This window comes from Nonomuraea jabiensis (assembly GCF_014204795.1).
GTDB classification, from domain to species: domain Bacteria; phylum Actinomycetota; class Actinomycetes; order Streptosporangiales; family Streptosporangiaceae; genus Nonomuraea; species Nonomuraea jabiensis.
Window position 1 is genome coordinate 2,256,290 of record NZ_JACHMB010000001.1, and the last position, 16,996, is coordinate 2,273,285.

15 protein-coding genes are annotated in these 16,996 nt (G+C 72.2%); 10 read left to right on the plus strand and 5 right to left on the minus strand.

Annotated features, from left to right (window positions below; all coding sequences use genetic code 11):
- Nucleotides 1-53: 53 nt before the first annotated feature.
- Nucleotides 54-1,004: an aldo/keto reductase gene (locus HD596_RS09640; RefSeq protein ID WP_313047520.1), complete on the minus strand. Its 951-nt coding sequence runs from the start codon at nt 1,002-1,004 to the stop codon at nt 54-56.
- Nucleotides 1,005-1,096: 92 nt separating this feature from the next.
- Here HD596_RS09640 and HD596_RS09645 point away from each other — a divergent pair, with 92 nt between their 5' ends.
- The 4 genes from HD596_RS09645 (at nt 1,097) to HD596_RS09660 (ending at nt 5,164) form a co-directional block, all read left to right on the plus strand.
- On the plus strand, nt 1,097-1,975 hold the full coding sequence (locus HD596_RS09645; RefSeq protein ID WP_185068930.1) for a LysR family transcriptional regulator: 879 nt from the start codon (nt 1,097-1,099) through the stop codon (nt 1,973-1,975).
- Between the two features lie 34 nt (nt 1,976-2,009).
- On the plus strand, nt 2,010-2,222 hold the full coding sequence (locus tag HD596_RS09650; RefSeq protein ID WP_185068931.1) for an EF-hand domain-containing protein: 213 nt from the start codon (nt 2,010-2,012) through the stop codon (nt 2,220-2,222).
- Nucleotides 2,223-2,285: 63 nt separating this feature from the next.
- Nucleotides 2,286-3,449, plus strand: a complete 1,164-nt coding sequence (locus HD596_RS09655; protein ID WP_221519260.1) for a PucR family transcriptional regulator — start codon at nt 2,286-2,288, stop codon at nt 3,447-3,449.
- Nucleotides 3,450-3,502: 53 nt separating this feature from the next.
- Nucleotides 3,503-5,164: an alpha-amylase family protein gene (locus HD596_RS09660; RefSeq protein ID WP_185068933.1), complete on the plus strand. Its 1,662-nt coding sequence runs from the start codon at nt 3,503-3,505 to the stop codon at nt 5,162-5,164.
- Between the two features lie 15 nt (nt 5,165-5,179).
- Here the strand turns inward: HD596_RS09660 and HD596_RS09665 are convergent, their stop codons facing one another.
- Nucleotides 5,180-6,349: a Gfo/Idh/MocA family protein gene (locus HD596_RS09665; RefSeq protein WP_185068934.1), complete on the minus strand. Its 1,170-nt coding sequence runs from the start codon at nt 6,347-6,349 to the stop codon at nt 5,180-5,182.
- 220 nt (nt 6,350-6,569) lie between these two features.
- Here HD596_RS09665 and tdh point away from each other — a divergent pair, with 220 nt between their 5' ends.
- The 6 genes from tdh to HD596_RS09695 all read left to right on the plus strand — a co-directional run bounded on the left by tdh (nt 6,570) and on the right by HD596_RS09695 (nt 12,447).
- On the plus strand, nt 6,570-7,598 hold the full coding sequence (tdh, locus tag HD596_RS09670; protein WP_185068935.1) for an L-threonine 3-dehydrogenase: 1,029 nt from the start codon (nt 6,570-6,572) through the stop codon (nt 7,596-7,598).
- A complete protein-coding gene (locus HD596_RS09675) occupies nt 7,598-8,767 on the plus strand; it encodes a glycine C-acetyltransferase (protein WP_185068936.1) in 1,170 nt (389 codons plus the stop codon). The genes tdh and HD596_RS09675 overlap by 1 nt, the downstream gene beginning before the upstream one ends.
- Before the next feature lie 131 nt (nt 8,768-8,898).
- Nucleotides 8,899-9,801, plus strand: a complete 903-nt coding sequence (locus HD596_RS09680; RefSeq protein WP_185068937.1) for a LysR family transcriptional regulator — start codon at nt 8,899-8,901, stop codon at nt 9,799-9,801.
- Between the two features lie 60 nt (nt 9,802-9,861).
- On the plus strand, nt 9,862-10,401 hold the full coding sequence (locus tag HD596_RS09685) for an RNA polymerase sigma factor (RefSeq protein WP_185068938.1): 540 nt from the start codon (nt 9,862-9,864) through the stop codon (nt 10,399-10,401).
- Nucleotides 10,398-11,258 carry a hypothetical protein gene (locus tag HD596_RS09690; RefSeq protein ID WP_185068939.1) on the plus strand — a complete coding sequence of 287 codons (861 nt, stop codon included), beginning with the start codon at nt 10,398-10,400 and terminating at the stop codon, nt 11,256-11,258. The genes HD596_RS09685 and HD596_RS09690 overlap by 4 nt, the downstream gene beginning before the upstream one ends.
- 22 nt (nt 11,259-11,280) lie before the next feature.
- Entirely contained in the window at nt 11,281-12,447 is a 1,167-nt protein-coding gene (locus tag HD596_RS09695; protein ID WP_185068940.1) for an MFS transporter, read from the plus strand.
- A gap of 94 nt (nt 12,448-12,541) precedes the next feature.
- Here the strand turns inward: HD596_RS09695 and HD596_RS09700 are convergent, their stop codons facing one another.
- From HD596_RS09700 to HD596_RS09710, 3 genes are all read right to left on the minus strand, one after another.
- Nucleotides 12,542-14,269 carry a YfjP family GTPase gene (locus HD596_RS09700; RefSeq protein WP_185068941.1) on the minus strand — a complete coding sequence of 576 codons (1,728 nt, stop codon included), beginning with the start codon at nt 14,267-14,269 and terminating at the stop codon, nt 12,542-12,544.
- Nucleotides 14,266-16,170 (minus strand): GTPase family protein, encoded by a 1,905-nt coding sequence (locus HD596_RS09705; RefSeq protein ID WP_246554252.1) that lies wholly within the window; start codon nt 16,168-16,170, stop codon nt 14,266-14,268. The genes HD596_RS09700 and HD596_RS09705 overlap by 4 nt, the downstream gene beginning before the upstream one ends.
- Nucleotides 16,171-16,294: 124 nt before the next feature.
- Complete coding sequence (locus tag HD596_RS09710; RefSeq protein ID WP_185078383.1) at nt 16,295-16,972, minus strand: response regulator transcription factor; 678 nt, start codon at nt 16,970-16,972, stop codon at nt 16,295-16,297.
- Between the last annotated feature and the right edge of the window lie 24 nt (nt 16,973-16,996).

The window sequence follows — 16,996 nt, forward strand, 5'->3', positions numbered from 1 at the left end:
CGAAGAAGTACGCCACCGGCCAGGAGCGCGATCCGCGCCCTGGCCGGCCGCGTTCACAGGAGAGTCCCGCCCGTCACCTCGAACTTCGCGAGGGCCGCGTCGATCCTGGCCAGCGTGTCGGGGTGGAGGGTGAGGTCGGCCGCCGCCAGGTTCTCCTCGATGTGGGCGGGAGTGCGGCTGCCGGGGATGGTCACCACGTGCTCGTCCTGGTGCAGCAGCCAGGCCAGGGCGAGCTGGGCGGGCGTGATGCCGAGCTGCGCGGCCAGGGCCCTGATCGGGGCGTAGCGGTCGTTGTTGCCGGCCAGGTTCTCCGCCGAGAAGCGGGGCGCGTTGTGCCGGAAGTCGCCCTCGGCGAGCTCCCGCACGGTGCCCGTCAGGAAGCCGGTGCCGAGCGGGCTCCACGCCACGATCCCCACGCCGAGCTCCCGGGCGGCGGCCAGCAGGCCGGGGTCGATGGGGCGCCACATCGACCACTCGTTCTGCACGGCCGTCACGGGGTGGACCGCGTGCGCGGCCCTGAGCTGGGCGGCCGTCACGTTGGACAGGCCGATGTGCTTGACCAGGCCGTCCCGCACCAGCTCCGCCAGCGCGCCGGTCATGTCCTCGATCGGCACGGCGGGGTCGGGATAGTGCGAGTAGTACAGGTCGATCACGTCGGTGTCCAGGTTGCGCAGGCTGCGCTCCGCGTAGCGCCGGATCAGGCGGGGGTCGGCGTTCACCCGTAGCTCGTTGAACGCGTAACCGACCGGGTGCGACCTGCTCGGCTCGCCCTCGGGGATCGCGAGCCCGAACTTGGTCGCGACCACCACCTCGTCCCTGCGGCCCTTGACAGCCCGGCCCACGAGGCGCTCGTTGTGGCCGTCCACGCCGTAGGCGTCGCTGGTGTCCACGTGGGTCGCGCCACCGTCGAGCGCGGCCTTCAGCGCCACCTCGGCGCGGGCGTCGTCGACCTCCCCGTAGACGCCCGGCGACAGGACCATGGCGCCGAAGCCGATGGCGGGCACTCGCAAGCTGCCAAGAGTACGTGTCTTCATGGCTGCGATCCTGCTGCGCGCGCCTCCGCCGTGTCCAAGACCTCTTGGTATAACCATTGGTTATGGATGTGCACCTGCGTGAGCTGCGGTACTTCGTGGCGGTGGCCGAGGAGCTGAACGTGACGCGGGCCTCGGAGCGGCTCTTCGTGTCCCAGCCGGCGCTGTCCAAGCAGCTCAGGGTGCTGGAGCGGCAGCTCGGGTTCCGGTTGTTCGAGCGGGTGCACAGCGGCGTGGTGCTCACCCGGCAGGGCGAGGCGCTCCTGCCGGTCGTCCGCGACCTGCTCGAACGGTGGACGAGCGGGGTGGAGTCCGCGCGGGCGGCGGCGCCCGCCGGGACGCTGGTGATCGGGATGCAGACGGCCGTGGGCAGGGGGCTGCAGCAGGAGGCGCTGCGGCGCTTCCGTACGGCGATGCCCGGATGGGAGGTGTCGCTCAGGCTGGTGGGCTGGGACGACCCCAGCGGCGGGCTGGCCGACGGGTCCTCCGACGTGGCGTTCATCTGGCTGCCGGTGCCGCCGGGGCTGCGGACGTACGTGCTGGCCACCGAGAACAGAGGGGTGGCCATGCCGGACGGGCACCCGCTCGCGGAGCTGGCGGAGATCCCGTTCGAGGCGCTGCGCGACGAGCCGTTCATCGCCCTGCCGCCGGAGGCCGGGCCGCTGCGGGACTTCTGGCTCGCGCGGGACGCCCGCGACGACGACCCCGTCGTCGGGTTCACCGCGAACACGCCGGAGGAGGTGTTCGAGGCCGTGACCAGCGGGCTCGGGGTGGTGCTGGTCGCCGAGGGGAACGCCGCGCTCTACAACCGGCCCGGGATGGCCTACCGCCCGGTTAGCGGGCTGCCTCCTGGGCAGCTCGCCATCGCGTGGCGCGAAGGGGATGCCGGCCCGCAAGTCATGGCATTCATCGACGCGCTGCGGCAGGTCACGACTAAGGTCTGACGCGACATCCATTCACGTGGAAGGGTGACCCCCCATGAGCGACCCCATGAAGGACTACGCCATCACCTTCGACCTCATCGACGCCGACAAGGACGGCCGCATCTCCGCCGTCGAGCTCGTGAAGCTGATGGAGGTGCTCGGCCAGCCGGTGACCCTGGAGGCCGCGCAGGAAGGCGTGCAGAAGCTCGACAAGGACGGCGACGGCCTGATCAGCCTGGAGGAGTTCGCCGCCTTCCTCCAGAAGTGACAAAAACAAGCTCTTGCTACACACTCTCCTGTTGCCTGGGTCACAATGGCGACGGGAGGGACGATGGTCATCACGAGTGAAATCCCCGTGCAGGCGCTCAGGGCGGGCATCGGCAGGGTCTCGGCAGAGGTGATCGAGGAGATCCAGACCCGGATCCCCGAGTACGCCAGGCCATCGGACGAGATCTACATCAAGGTCGTCAGGATGGCGGTCGAGCAGGCCATCGAGGGCTTTCTCGACCGCGTCGAGACCCCGGGCGCCCCGTGGGACCCCGAGCCGTTCCGCCTGATCGGCCGGGGCGAGGCGGCCGAGGGCCGCAACCTCGAGCCGCTGCAGACCGCGATGCGGCTCGGCGCCCGGGTCTGCTGGCGGCGGCTGACCGAGCTCGCCGAGCCGCTGCGCCTGTCCCCGCAGACCCTGTACGACCTGGGCGAGGCCATCTTCGTCTACCTCGACCAGCTCGCCGACGCGGCGGCCGAGGGCTTCGAGGAGGCCAGGGCGCACGCCGCGGGCGAGACGGAGCGCCGCCGCGCCCGCCTGCTCGACCTGCTGCTCAGCCGCCCGCCCGCCAGCGCGGAGGCCATCGCCGAGCTGGCCAGGGCCGCCGGGTGGCGGCAGCCCAGGACCGTCGCCTGCGTGGCGTTCGACGACCGGCACACCGCCTACCGCGCCCCCGCGCTGCCGCCCGACGTGCTCACCGGGCTGGACCGGCCCGTGCCCTGCCTGCTCGCGCCCGACCCCACCGGTCCCGGCCAGGCCCAGCTGCTCGACCAGGCGTTGCGCGGACGCCAGGCCGCGATCGGCCCCGCCGTGCCCCTCCCGGCCGCCGCGACCTCGCTGCGCTGGGCCAGGGAGGCCCTGGAGCTGTCGCGGCGCGGCATCCTGCCCCGGGGGCCGCTGCGGTGCGCGGACCACATGGCGACGCTGGTGGTGTTCAAGGACGAGGAGCTGGTCGGCACGCTGGCGCAGGCGCGGCTGGCGCCCCTGGCCGACCTGCGGCCCGCCCAGCAGGACCGGCTCGCGGAGACGCTGCTGGCCTGGCTGCGGCACGGCCGGGGCGCGGGCGAGGTGGCCGCCAGGCTGCACGTGCACCCGCAGACCGTGCGCTACCGGCTGCGGCAGCTGGAGGAGCTGTTCGGCGACCAGCTCGCCGACCCGGACATCCGCTTCGAGCTGGAGATCGCGCTGCGGGCCAGGCAGGCCGTCCAGGCGAGCACCCGTACCTGAACCTCCTGCGGATCCGGCGGCCTGAGCGCCCTTGTGGCGGGTAGCGGCCACCCATGCGACTGACGTACACCTCCGACGTCTGGTGGAAGAACGCCGTCATCTACTGCCTCGACGTGGAGACGTTCAAGGACGGGAACGACGACGGCATAGGCGACTTCCGCGGGCTGACGCAGCAGGTCGACTACCTCGCGGGGCTCGGCGTGACGTGCCTCTGGCTCATGCCGTTCTTCCCCACCCCCAACCGGGATGACGGATACGACATCACCGACTTCTACACCATTGACCCGCGGCTGGGCACGCTGGGCGACTTCGTGGAGTTCATGCGCACCGCCAACGACAGGGGGCTGCGGGTGATCGCGGACCTCGTCGTCAACCACACCTCAGACCAGCACCCCTGGTTCGTGGAGGCCCGGTCGAGCCGGGACTCCCCCATGCGTGACTGGTACGTCTGGTCGGACACCCCGGAGCCCGACGACCCCTCGCAGGTCGTCTTCCCGGACAAGGAGAACAGCGTCTGGCAGTACGACGAGGGGTCCGGACAGTACTACCTGCACAGCTTCTACCGGCACCAGCCGGACCTGAACGTCGGCAACCCCGAGGTCAGGGACGAGATCACGCGCATACTCGGCTTCTGGATGGAGCTCGGGCTGTCCGGGTTCAGGGTCGACGCGGTGCCGTTCCTCATCGAGAACGTCGATCCGAAGCTGGCGAACCCGCACGAGTTCCTGGCGGACCTGCGGGCGTTCATGACGCGGCGCAAGGGCGGGTCGATCCTGCTGGGCGAGGTCAACGTCCCGTACAAGGACCTGACCCGGTTCTTCGGAGAGGGCCTGGGCGACCAGATCACCATGTGCTTCGACTTCATCGGCATGCAGAACGCCTGGCTGTCGCTGGCGCGCAACGACGCCACGCCCCTCGCCGACGCCCTGCGCGAGCGCCCCGAGCCGCCGAAGGACTGCCAGTGGGCCATGTTCCTGCGCAACCACGACGAGCTCACTTTAGACAAGCTCACGGACGAGGAGCGGCAGGAGATCTTCGAGGCGTTCGGCCCGAGCAAGGACATGCAGATCTTCGGCCGCGGCCTGCGCCGCCGGCTGCCGACGATGCTCGGCGGGGACCTGCGGCGCATGAAGATGGCCTACAGCCTGCTGTTCTCGCTGCCGGGCACCCCGGTGATCTTCTACGGCGAGGAGATCGGCCTGGGCGACAACCTCGACGCGGAGGGCCGCATGGCGGTCCGCATCCCGATGCAGTGGTCCGCGGACGGCGGCTTCACCCAGGCCGAGCCGGTACGCGAGACCCCGGAGGGCTCCTTCGGGCCCGACCGCGTCAACGTCGCCGACCAGAAGCGGGACGTGGACTCGCTGCTGCGCTGGTTCCAGCTGCTCATCGAGCGCTACCGGGAGTGCCCCGAGCTGGCGTGGGGCGACTACACCGTGCTGGAGACCGGCGACCGGGCGGTCCTCGCCCACCGCTGCGACGCCGACGGGGCCACGGTGGTGGTCGCGCACAACCTCTGCGACACGGTCAGGGACGTGGAGCTGACCCTGGAGGGGCTCGAGAACCACCAGCTCACGGACCTCCTGGTGGACGGCACGCTGGAGGTCTCGGCCGAGGGCTCCGTACGGCTCCCGCTGGACCCGTACGGCTCCCGCTGGCTGCGCGCCTCCCCCCGGGAGCTCCCGCCGGAGGACGCCTCGGTCAAGTCCCTATGAACCGGGTTCCGCGGATCAGCGCTGGCCGTTGTCGAAGTACGCGGCCAGCTCCGGGTCAAGGGGCGGCACGTCGTACGGCATGCCGCCGTTCCGCAGCGACATCGTGGCCAGGTAGCCCGCCGCCACGCTCATCCTGGCCGCCACCGGCGAGGTGTCCGTCGCGCCGCCGTCCCGTACGAACCGGCAGAACTCCGCCACGATCTGCGCGTCCGCTCCCCCGTGCGAGCCATCCGCCGGCGGCACCTTGTACGCGATGTCGCAGTCGTCCCGGTAGGCCGTGGGCCCCCGGTTCCAGACCTTGACCGTGGCCCCTGGCTCGTCCCCGAAGTTCTCCAGGCGGCCCTCCGTGCCGATGACCGTGTAGTTGCGGACGTAGTCGGGCGTGAAGTGGCACTGCTGGTAGGCGGCGATGACGCCGTTGTCCAGGCGCATGTTCATCACCGACACGTCCTCGACGTCCACGACGTGGTGCAGGCCGGTGCGCGAGGTGGGCGGCCACTCGTACTCCTGGAGCCACCCGTCGGGCCGCGGCGTGCCGGGCTCGCGGCGCGGCAGGTCGCCGTGGACCATGAGGTCGCCGAACGCGTTCACCCTGGTCGTGTAGCCGCCGGCGAGCCAGTGGATGACGTCCAGGTCGTGGGCCGCCTTCTGCAGCAGCAGGCCCGTGGTGCGGGTGCGGTCGGCGTGCCAGTCCTTGAAGTAGTAGTCGCCGCCGTAGGAGACGAAGTGGCGCACCCAGACGGTCTTCGGCTCGCCGATGACGCCCTTGCGGATGATGTCGCGCATGAGCCGGACCACGCCCATGTGCCGCATGTTGTGCCCCACGTACAGGCGGGTGCCGGTGTCGCGGGCGGCGCGCAGGACGTTGTCGCAGCCCTCGACGGTGATCGCCATCGGCTTCTCCAGGTAGACGGCCTTGCCGGCCTGGAGGCAGTCGATGGCGATGCGCTCGTGGGTGTCGTCGGGGGTGTTGACGATGATCGCGTCGAGGTCGGGCCGGTCGAGCAGCTCGCGGTAGTCCCCGGTCAGGAACTCCGCCTCGAACCGTCCCGCCTGGCTCTTGAGCACCGCGGGGTCGGAGTCGCACAGCGCGGTCACGATCGCGCCCCTGCCCGGCCGGTGCGCGTGCAGGGCGAGGCTCGTCCGCAGCCCGAGGCCGATGACTCCGATACGCAGGTCTTCCACTGGTGTCCCTTCCCGAATCAGCCGCAGCAGACGTCAGGCTAGTACTCATTTATGCAGATAAATAGCTTGAATCATGCAGCTCTAAGCAATCCGGAGTCCGCAGACCCGCCTTTGCTGGGGCGTGAAGCGGAGCTGTGGGGGCACTTAAGAAAGCCTCGATGGACATCCCCCGAGGGGAGAGGGCACAGTGCGTTAGGTTCGGAGTGGGGGAAATGGAGCCATGAAAGCGCTGGTCAAAGAGAAGGCCGAGGCCGGTCTCTGGCTTGTGGACGTGCCCGAGCCCGAGGTGGGTCCCGGTGAGGTGAAGATCCGGGTCCTGCGGACCGGCATCTGCGGCACCGACCTGCATATCCGGAAATTTGATGACTGGGCGCGGCACACTCTGAAGCTCCCGTTGATCGTCGGGCACGAGTTCTCCGGCCACGTGGTCGAGGTGGCGCCGGGCGTCGAGGACGTCGCCGTCGGCGACCTCGTCAGCGGCGAGGGTCACCTCGTGTGCGGCAAGTGCCGCAACTGCATGGCGGGCCGCAGGCACCTGTGCCGCAACACGGTGGGCCTCGGCGTCAACAGGGACGGCGCCTTCGCCGAATACGTCACGCTGCCCGCCTCCAACGTCTGGGTGCACCGGGTGCCCGTCCACCCCGACGTGGCGGCCATCTTCGATCCGTTCGGCAACGCCGTACACACCGCACTGTCCTTCCCTCTGGTCGGCGAGGACGTGCTGATCACCGGGGCGGGCCCCATCGGGCTCATGGCCGCGGCCGTGGCCACGCACGTCGGCGCGCGCAACGTGATGATCACCGACGTCAGCGACGAGCGGCTCGCCCTGGCCGGCAAGCTCGGCGTCTCCCTCGCCCTGAACGTCTCCAGGACCTCGATCGCCGAGGGCATGCGCCAGCTCCACATGCGCGAGGGCTTCGACGTGGGGCTGGAGATGTCCGGCAACCCGCAGGCCATGCGCGACATGATCGCGAACATGACCCACGGCGGGAAGATCGCCATGCTCGGGCTGCCCGCCGAGGAGTTCGCCGTCGACTGGGCGACCGTTGTGACCTCCATGATCACGATCAAGGGGGTGTACGGGCGGGAGATGTTCGAGACCTGGTACAACATGTCGGTCCTGCTGGAGAAGGGCCTCGACCTCACCCCCGTCATCACCGACCGGTTCCCGTACCAAGACTTCGACGCCGCCTTCGACACGGCAGCAAGCGGGCGGACGGGCAAGGTCATTCTCGATTGGAGCGCCTGATGTTCACGAACGTGCGCCAGCAGCTGCGTACGACGCTCGACGAGATCACCGAGGCCGGGCTGCTCAAGCCCGAGCGCGTGATCGGCTCCCCGCAGAGCTCGTCGGTGAGCGTCGCCGGCCGCGAGGTCCTGAACTTCTGCGCCAACAACTACCTCGGCCTGGCCGACAACCCCACCGTGATCGAGGCGGCCAAGGAGGCGCTGGACCGGTGGGGGTTCGGCATGGCGTCGGTACGGTTCATCTGCGGCACCCAGGAGGTGCACAAGGAGCTCGAAGCTCGCCTGTCGGACTTCCTCGGCATGGAGGACACCGTCCTGTACAGCTCGTGCTTCGACGCGAACGGCGGCGTGTTCGAGACCCTGCTCGACGCCCAGGACGCGGTGATCTCCGACGCGCTCAACCACGCCAGCATCATCGACGGCATCAGGCTCTCCAAGGCCCAGCGCTTCCGCTACGCCAACCGCGACATGGCCGAGCTGGAGGCCCGGCTCAAGGAGGCGTCCGAGGCGCGGCGGCGGCTGATCGTGACCGACGGCGTGTTCTCCATGGACGGATATCTCGCGCCGTTGCGGGAGATCTGCGACCTGGCCGAGCGGTACGACGCCATGGTGATGGTCGACGACTCCCACGCCGTCGGCTTCGTCGGACCGACCGGCCGCGGCACGCCGGAGCTGCACGGCGTCACCGACCGGATCGACATCATCACCGGCACCCTGGGCAAGGCGCTCGGCGGCGCCAGCGGCGGCTACGTCTCGGCCCGCAAGGAGATCTGCGAGCTGCTGCGCCAGCGCTCGCGCCCGTACCTGTTCTCCAACTCGCTCGCCCCCGTCATCGCCTCGGCGTCGCTGCGCATCCTCGACCTGCTGGAGACCTCGAACGAGGCCCGCGAGCAGCTCCGCTCCAACACGGCGCGCTTCCGTGGGGAGATGGCCAGGGCCGGCTTCGACATCCTGCCCGGGGACCACCCGATCGTGCCCGTGATGATCGGCGATGCCGCCGAGGCCGCGGCTATGGCCGAACGCCTGCTCGACCTCGGCATCTACGTCATCGGCTTCTCGTACCCGGTCGTGCCGCACGGCCAGGCCAGGATCCGCGTCCAGCTCTCCGCCGCCCACTCCACGGAAGACGTCGACCGCGCCATCCACGCGTTCGTCCAGGCCCGCGGCTGACACCCCACCCGGGATGCCGACCTGGCCGTCCTGACCCGGCCGTGCGGGGTTATGACCGGCGGGTGAGTATTCTCGCTGCGACGGATCCCAGCGATCGGGCGCGCCTCACGCGGTGAGGCCAAGGAGCACGGGTGATAGACACGCGGCGGTTGCGCACGCTGCGGGCGGTGGCCGACCACGGCACGGTGACCGCCGCGGCGGCCGCGCTGCACCTCACCCCCTCCGCGGTGTCCCAGCAACTCGTCGCGCTGGAGCACGAGGTGGGCCACCGGCTGTTCACCCGCGACGGCCGCGGCGTCCACCTCACCGCCGTCGGCAAGATCATGCTGGGCCACGCGAACGAGGTGCTCGCCCAGCTCGAACGCGCCAAGGCCGAGGTGGCCGCGTACGCCACGGGCGAGGCCGGCGAGGTCACCGTGGCCTGCTTCGCCACCGCCATCGGCGCCGTGCTCTCCCCCGCCATCGCCGCCCTGCGCGCCACGTCCCCCGGGCTGCACGTACGCGTGCTGGACGCCGAGGGCGACCACAGCCTGGCCATGCTCCTGGACGGCGAGGCCGACCTGGCCGTCACGGTCGAGTACCGGGGCGCCCCCGACGCGGCCGACCGGCGCCTGTCCCGGCTGCCCCTCTACGCCGAGCCGTTCGACCTGGTGCTCCCCCACGACCACCCCTTGGCCTCGGAGGCGACCTTGACCTCGCTTTCCTCCGAGACCTGGATCGGCCCCTATCCGGGCAACCCGGTACACGACGTGATCACGTTCGCCTGCCAGCAGGCAGGTTTCACGCCAAACCTCGCCCACTGCTCCGACGACTTCCGCGCCGTGGTCGCCCTGGTCGGGGCCGGGGCGGGGGTGGCCCTGGTGCCACGGCTGGCCCTGCGCGACATGGCGCTGACGGGGGTGGCGGTCCGCCGCACGCCGGGGCCCGAGCGCCGCGTCTTCGCCGCCGTACGCCGCGGCTCCGACGCCCATCCCCTCCTGCGCCCGCTCCTGTCGGCGCTGCGCACGATCGGCCGCTCTCTCGACGCCGGGTGAAACATCCGGACTTAGCCGGACATCTCCTGAGGTGTGTTCGCCGAGTGGAAGGACCACCGCATGGGGCCACCCGAGCCCGAGCAGCGCTTCGAGGAGATCTATATGGCGCATTATCCGGCCATAGCCACATATGTGAGGCGACGTGCCGGCTCGCCTGACGACATCGCGGACGTGATCGCCGAGACGTTCACGACCGCCTGGCGCCGCCTGAACGACATCCCCGAGGGAGACGCGGCCCGGCTCTGGCTGTACGGCGTCGCCAGGCGCACGCTCGCGAACCACTTCCGCGGCGAGGAACGACGGGCCGCCCTGGCCGTACGGCTGCGCGAGGAGATCCCGAACTGGGCGAACTCCGTCACCGGCGCCGAACCGGCGTACGAGGCGTTCAAGCGGCTCTCGGACGACGACCGCGAGCTGCTCGCGCTGGTCGCGTGGGAGGGGCTCAGCGGGGCCGAGATCGCGAAGGTGCTCGGCTGCTCGCGCGGAGCCGCCAGGCTCCGGCTGCACCGCGCCCGCAAGCGCCTGGCCAGAGAGCTGGCGTACGCCGAAGCCGACTATCCCCGCTATGGACAGGTCACCCCCGCGAAAGGCCGATCATGACCCGGAACATCGACGAGATCGTCGCCAGGTTCGCCGCCCCGCCGGTGACGGAGGTCAGTGAGGGCGCCCGCGAGCTGATCCACGAGATCACCGCCGGATCGCCCGGCCCCACCCCGGCCAGGAGGCGCAGGCGGCTGAGCCCGCGCCTGGCGATCCCCGCGGGCGGGCTGCTCACCGCCGCCGTCGTGGCGCTGACCTGGCTGCAGCCGGACACCTCCGCCTCGGCCCTGAACATCCGGCAGGAGGGCGGCTACTACGTCATCGAAATCAAGGATCTCTACGCCAACCCGAAGCTGTACGAGGAGCAGCTGCGTCACTATGGGCTCGACGTCTCGCTCAAGGTACGTCCCGCCACGGCGGCGTTCGAGCGCGAGGTGTTCCCCACCGCCCCGGACATGAGCGTCGTGAGCGAGATCCAGGGCATCAACCCGCCGGGCCCGTGCGACATGGTGGGGGACGCCTGCGCGATCGGGCTGAAGATCCCCGTCGGCTTCAAGGGCACGGCCCTGGTCACGGTCAGCAGGAAGGCCAGACCCGGCGAGAAGTACTACGTCACCACCACATGGGACACCAAGGGCGAGCCCATGCACTGCGTCCCCTTCGCCAACAAGACGGTCGCCGAAGTGCGGGCCATGCTGACGGAACGCGGCGTGCGCATCAGCGGGTTCCTCGTCCCCGACCTCACCGCCGAGAAGGCCGGTGGCGGCAGCGAGCAGGCCTCCGTGCCGGACACCTGGCTGGTGCGCGGCGGGTTCTTCACCGAACCCGGAGTGGCCGTGGTGCTGGCGCACACGACCCCGCTGTCGCAGCGGGTCATCGACGCCCGCAACAAGGCGGAGGGCTGCCCGGCGTCCTGATCTCCGGGATAGCGTGCGGCCCATGGAAGATCCGCGCCATCGAAGCCTGCTCGGCCTGCCCGGCGTGCCCGCTCAGGCAGTGCTGGGATTCCTGGCGCAGCTCACGCAGCAGGTGGCGCCCATCGGGACGGTGCTGGTGGTGCAGGGCGCGAGCGGCTCGCTGACGCTGGCGGGGGTGACCGCGGCGGCGTTCGCCATGGGGGCGGGCATGGGGCGGCCGGTGCAGGGGCGGCTCATGGACCGGCGCGGGTCCAGGCCGGTGCTCCTCGTCACCGCGCTGGTGCACGTGTCCGCGCTCGTCGCGCTGGTCGCGGCCGCCGGGGACCGGCTCTGGTGGGCCGTGGTGGCGCTGGCCTGGGTGGCCGGGGCCGGGCTGCCGCCGGTCTCGGTGAGCATGCGGATCGAATGGGGGCGCCGCGTGCCGGACGAGGGGCGTACCGCCGCCTACAGCCTGGTCTACCTGGTGCAGGAGCTGGCCATGCTGGTGGGGCCGCTGGCGTTCGGGGTGGTGATCGCGCTGACCACGACCTCGCTGGGGCTGGCTCTGGTGGCCGTCGCCGCGGGGGCCGGGACGCTGGGCTTCACCCGGGCACTGCGGGCGGAGGCCCGCGGGTCCGAGCGGGGGCGCGGGCGGGTGTTCGCGGACCGGCGGATGCCGGTGCTGCTGGCCGTGGTGCTGCTGCTCGGCGGGACGCTGGGGGCGCTCCAGGTGGGCGTGCCCGCGCTGGCCGCCGCCCGCCACGTGCCCGCCGCCACCGGGGTGCTGGTGGCGGCGCTGTCGGTGGGCGGCATCATGGGGGCCGCCGCTTACGGCGCCCGGTCCTGGCAGTCCCGGGCCGGGGTGCGGCTGGTGGCGCTGATGCTGGCGCTCGGGGCGGTGCTGGCGCCGCTGGCGCTGGTGGAGTCGTGGCCGGTGTTCTGGATGGTGCTGTTCGGCGGGGGGCTGGCGCTCAATCCGGCGCTGACGACGTCGTCGTTGCTGGTGGACGAGTTCGCGCCGGGGGCGCAGGCGGAGGCGTTCGGGTGGGTCTCCACGGCCATCGGGGTGGGGGGTGCGCTGGGGTCGGGGGTGGCCGGGGTGACCGGGGAACGATTAGGGGCCTCGGCGCCCTTCCTCGCGGCCTCCGGCCTCGCGCTGGCGGGCGCGGCCCTGGCGACCGTACTCCTCCGGCGCGACAGCACGCGCTGAACGGCGCTGGTCCGGCACGACGGCACGGCCTGCACGGTACTGCCCCCGCGCGACGGTACCGAGCGTTCCTGGTGAGCCCGGTGAGCCCGGTGGGTCACGCGCGGGCTCGGGTGAGGGCCTCGGTGAAGCGGGCGTACCGGTCGAGCTCCGCCCGCACGGGGGCCAGCACGAGATCGTCGCCGACCTGGCCCACGGCCGTACGCAGGGCTCTGGCCGTACGCCGGGCCCGCCGCCTGCCGCCCGCCCAGGCGGCCAGCCTTGACAGCAGCGCGATCAGCACACCCGCCAGCACCCCGCCCACCAGCAGCACCGTCGGCCACGGCACCACGCCCACGGTCGGGAGCGGCGGCTGGGGCAGGCGCAGGTAGTCCATCCCGAACAGCCCGCCCAGCCACACGGCACCGGCCAGCATGGCCGCGAACACCAGCCACTGCAGGACGTTCACGGCCCGCCACCACCTGGGCCGCCGCGTCGCGCGGGCGGACGTCGTGGCCACCACCCGGTCCACCGCGTCGGCCAGCTCCTGGGAACGGGACCGCGCCGCCTGCCGCACCGCCGCCGCCCACGGGCCGGGCAGGTCCGCCGCGGCCGCCTCGCCGACGTCCCTGATCGCCGTCTCGACCCTGGCCCTCTGTACGGCCGAGGCCGCCGGGACGGAGGTACGGCCGACGACCTCGGCCCCGAATCCCTGCCCTGAGGCCGAATGTCCCGAAGGCGCGGCCGACTGCCCCGAGGACCCGGTTGACTGCCCCGAAGGCGCGGCCTGCGCCCGACCCGGGAGCAGCTCGCCCGCCGGCCCGCCCGTCGGCCCGCCCGTCGGGGTCATGGGGCCGATGCGGAGCCTGCGGAGCGGGTCGGGCCTGAGCTTGCGGATCCAGCGGGTGACGGGCCAGCCGGTGGCGACGACGGCGCGGTGGCGGTGCCCCTTGGCCACCGCCTCCACGACCAGCGGCACCCCGGCCGCCTCGCAGAGCGCCGCCGTGAGCGTCCGATCCATCGCCTGACCCGCCGGGGTCTCCTCCGGCGTGCCGAGGCGGGCGGCGGTGGTGGTGATGTCGGCCGCCAGGCGGGTGGACCAGGACTTGCGCTCCGCGACGCGGTCGTTCAGGAGCGCGCGGAGCTCCGCGAGCCCGGCGCCGGTGCGGGCGGAGACGGGCAGAACCGGCACGCCCGCCAGGCCGTCCTCGTCAAGGAGGCGGCGGAGGTCCCGGAGGCAGCGGTCGACGGCGCTCTCCGGCAGGCGGTCGACCTGGTTGAGCACCACCAGCATGACGCCCCGGTGGGCGGCCAGCCGGCGCAGATAGCGGTCGTGGAGCGCGGCGTCGGCGTACTTCTGCGGATCCACCACCCAGACCAGGAGGTCCACCAGCTCCACCAGCCGGTCCACCTCCAGGCGGTGGGACACCTGGATGGAGTCGTGGTCGGGCAGGTCGAGGAGGACGAGCCCGGACAGGTCGGAGGCGGAGGCGGCGGGGTGGCGCTGCGGGATGTCCAGCCAGTCCAGCAGCGGGCCCGAGCCCTCCCCGTCCCACAGCGCCGCCTGGGCGGCCGAGGTGGTGGGCCGTACGACGCCCACCGCCGCCAGGTCCGCGCCGGCGAGGGCGTTGTAGAGCGACGACTTGCCGCTGCCCGTCGCGCCCGCCAGCGCGGCCACGGTGTGGTCGATCGAGAGGGTACGGCGCACGCCGGCCCGTTCGGCGACCGCCCGCGCGCCGGACACCGCCTCCTCCGGCAGCCGCCCCTCGGCCAGCTCGGCGGCCTCCAGCAGGGCGGCCAGGCGGGAGTCGAGGGACGGGCCCTCCTTACGACGCAGCAGCTTCACGACGTGTCCCCCGCGTCCTCTCCACCCGCGGTCGCGCCTTCTCCGCCCGCGGTCGCGCCTTCCCCGCTCACGGTCGCGCCCTGCCCGCTCACGGTCGCGCCCTGCCCGCCCGCAGTCGTGCCCTGCCCGCCCGCAGTCGTGCCCTGCCCGCCCACGGTCGTGCCCTGCCCGCCCGCCGTCGTGCCCTGTTCGCCCGTGGCCGTCGGCGGGAGTTCCGCGCGGTGGGCCTGGATGCGTTCGGCCGCGGCGCGCAGCGCGTTCGCCGTCCCCCGGGGCGGCTCAATCGCCTCCAGCTGGGCCGTGAACCGGTACGACTCCTCTTCCAGCAGCAGCCGCACCCGATCCCGCAGGTCGTCGCGCGCCCGCACCGTCAGCGTCCGCACCGCCTGGTCGCCGAAGACGGCCTCCAGCAGCTTCTGCGACAGCAGGCTCGTGCCGCCCGCGATCCCCACCTCGATCCCGGTCAGCCCGCCCGTGGAGGCGAACACGCCCAGCATGAGCAGCAGCCCCGCCCCGTTCACCCCGAAGGAGGCGACGCGGGCGGCCGTCCGCCGTTCGCGCCCCTCCTCCCGTACGAGGTCCAGGACGAACTCCTGCCACCCCCGGACCGTCGCCTCCGCGCGCTTGCCCACATCGGGAGCGGCGCGGCCGAGGCGGGCGGACTCCATGGGGCCGAGCCGCTCCAGCAGGCCGGAACCGCCGGGCGCGGCCGACCAGCCCTCCAGGGCGCGTTCGGCGGACCCGTCGGCGGCGCCCCTGATGAGCGCCCCCACCCCGCTCTCCAGGGCGTCCCTGAGCTGGCCCTCCGGCATCTGCCCGGTGAAGAAGCCGACGATCCTGTCGCGCAGCCACCCCACCCGGCTCTCCAGGGAGCGCATGAGGTCGCCGGTGCCGATGAAGTCCTGCCAGCGGGCCAGCACCTCGCCCCGCAGCAGCGACCCGTCACGCATGCCCGCGTCGAAGTCGGCCATGCCGCCCGCGTAGGCGCCCGCCACGACGGAACGCAGGGTGTCGAAGGCGGCCTGCTGGCGTTCGACGGCCAGGGCCAGCGCGGGCACCCGGGTGGCCAGGCTGTCGAGCGCCCCCGACAGCGTCTGGCGTACGACGCGGGACCGCTCCGCCGCGTCGGTGGCCAGCCCCGCGAGCCAGGAGGAGATGGGCCGCACGCTCTCCTCCGGCAACCTGGCCTTCTCCGAGGGCAGCGCCGCCTCGGGGACGGTGAACAGGAGCGTGCCGTCGAGGCCGTTCTCGGCGAGGAGGCGGGTCAGGTCGCGCGAGACGGGCTCGACCGCCTCCTGGGGCACCCGGTCCAGGACGAGGGCCAGGGCGGTGCTGCGTTCGCGGGCGGAGCGCAGGAAGCTCCACGGCACCTCGTCCGCGTAACGGGCGGCGGTAGTGACGAACAGCCACAGGTCGGCGGCGGCCAGCAGCTGGGCGGCGAGCTCCCGGTTCGCCACCACCACCGAGTCGATGTCGGGCGCGTCGAGCAGCGCGAGGCCGGCGCCCAGCGCGTCGGAGGTGACCACCCGCAGCGCCCCCGGACCGGTGCCGGTGGCGCGGGACAGGCCGGGCAGCACGTTCTGGCCCATGAACCAGGACTGGTCGGCCGGGCTGACCACGAGCGTGGGGACGAGCGTGGTGGGCCGCAGCACGCCCGGCTCGGTCACGTCGGCCCCGACCAGCGAGTTGACCAGCGTGGACTTGCCCGCCCCCGTGGACCCGCCGACGACGGCCAGCAGCGGCGCGTCGAGCGCGCGCAGCCGGGGCAGCAGGTAGTCGTCGAGCTGCCCGGCCAGCTCGCGCAGCGCACGCCGGTCTCGCGCCGCCTCGCCGACCGCCAGCGGGAACAGCTCGCGATCCAGCGGCCGGCGCAGCGCCTCCAACGCGGCCAGCAGGTCCATACGGCCCACGCTAGTCTCCGGCGCGGCCAGCGGCTCCATACGACTCACGCTACGGTGAGCCACGTCCGGCGGTCCACCACAGATCGCGAACCGTCACGCCTGCCCCGGCGGTCCACCGCAGCGCCTAGCCGGGCGGCGGCTCCCGTAGCACGTAGCCGACGCTGCGCAGGGTGTGGATGAGCCGCGGCTCGACGTCGTCCACCTTGCGCCTGAGGTAGGACACGTACGACTCGACCACGCCCGCGTCGCCGCCGAAGTCGTAGTTCCAGACGTGGTCGAGGATCTGGGCCTTCGACAGCACCCGCCCCGCGTTGACCATGAAGTAGTGCAGCAGCTTGAACTCCGTCGGCGACAGCCGCACCTGCCGGCCGCCCCGCCACACCTCGCGGGCGTCCTCGTCCAGCTCCAGGTCGGCCACCTTGAGCCGGCTCGCCGGCGCGCCCTCCCCGCGCGTGCGCCGCAGCACCGCCCGGATCCTGGCCTGCACCTCTTCCAGGCTGAACGGCTTGGTCACGTAGTCGTCGCCCACCCGCAGGCCCGCGATCTTGTCCTCGGTGTCGCCCCGCGCGGTCAGGAACAGCACGGGGGCGTCGATCCGCTTGGCCACCTCGAACCCGTCGAGGTCCGGCAGCATCACGTCGAGCACCACGAGGTCGGGCGAGGCCCGGTCGGCCACCTCCACGGCTTCCTGCCCGTCGGCGGCGGTCAGCACCTCGAACCCGGAGAAGCGCAGGCTGGCGGACAGGAGGTCCCTGATGCTGGGCTCGTCGTCCACCACCATGATCAGCGCCTCGGGTTTCATCACCTACTTAGAGTGACCCAGCCA

Excerpts from the sequence above, each read along its gene's own strand:
- HD596_RS09705 (WP_246554252.1), bottom strand. The coding sequence starts at position 16,170 with ATGGACCTGCTGGCCGCGTTGGAGGCGCTGCGCCGGCCGCTGGATCGC.
- HD596_RS09655 (WP_221519260.1), top strand. The coding sequence starts at position 2,286 with ATGGTCATCACGAGTGAAATCCCCGTGCAGGCGCTCAGGGCGGGCATC.
- HD596_RS09660 (WP_185068933.1), top strand. The coding sequence starts at position 3,503 with ATGCGACTGACGTACACCTCCGACGTCTGGTGGAAGAACGCCGTCATC.
- HD596_RS09685 (WP_185068938.1), top strand. The coding sequence starts at position 9,862 with ATGGGGCCACCCGAGCCCGAGCAGCGCTTCGAGGAGATCTATATGGCG.
- HD596_RS09675 (WP_185068936.1), top strand. The coding sequence starts at position 7,598 with ATGTTCACGAACGTGCGCCAGCAGCTGCGTACGACGCTCGACGAGATC.
- HD596_RS09695 (WP_185068940.1), top strand. The coding sequence starts at position 11,281 with ATGGAAGATCCGCGCCATCGAAGCCTGCTCGGCCTGCCCGGCGTGCCC.
- HD596_RS09690 (WP_185068939.1), top strand. The coding sequence starts at position 10,398 with ATGACCCGGAACATCGACGAGATCGTCGCCAGGTTCGCCGCCCCGCCG.
- tdh (WP_185068935.1), top strand. The coding sequence starts at position 6,570 with ATGAAAGCGCTGGTCAAAGAGAAGGCCGAGGCCGGTCTCTGGCTTGTG.
- HD596_RS09710 (WP_185078383.1), bottom strand. The coding sequence starts at position 16,972 with ATGAAACCCGAGGCGCTGATCATGGTGGTGGACGACGAGCCCAGCATC.
- HD596_RS09650 (WP_185068931.1), top strand. The coding sequence starts at position 2,010 with ATGAGCGACCCCATGAAGGACTACGCCATCACCTTCGACCTCATCGAC.
- HD596_RS09645 (WP_185068930.1), top strand. The coding sequence starts at position 1,097 with ATGGATGTGCACCTGCGTGAGCTGCGGTACTTCGTGGCGGTGGCCGAG.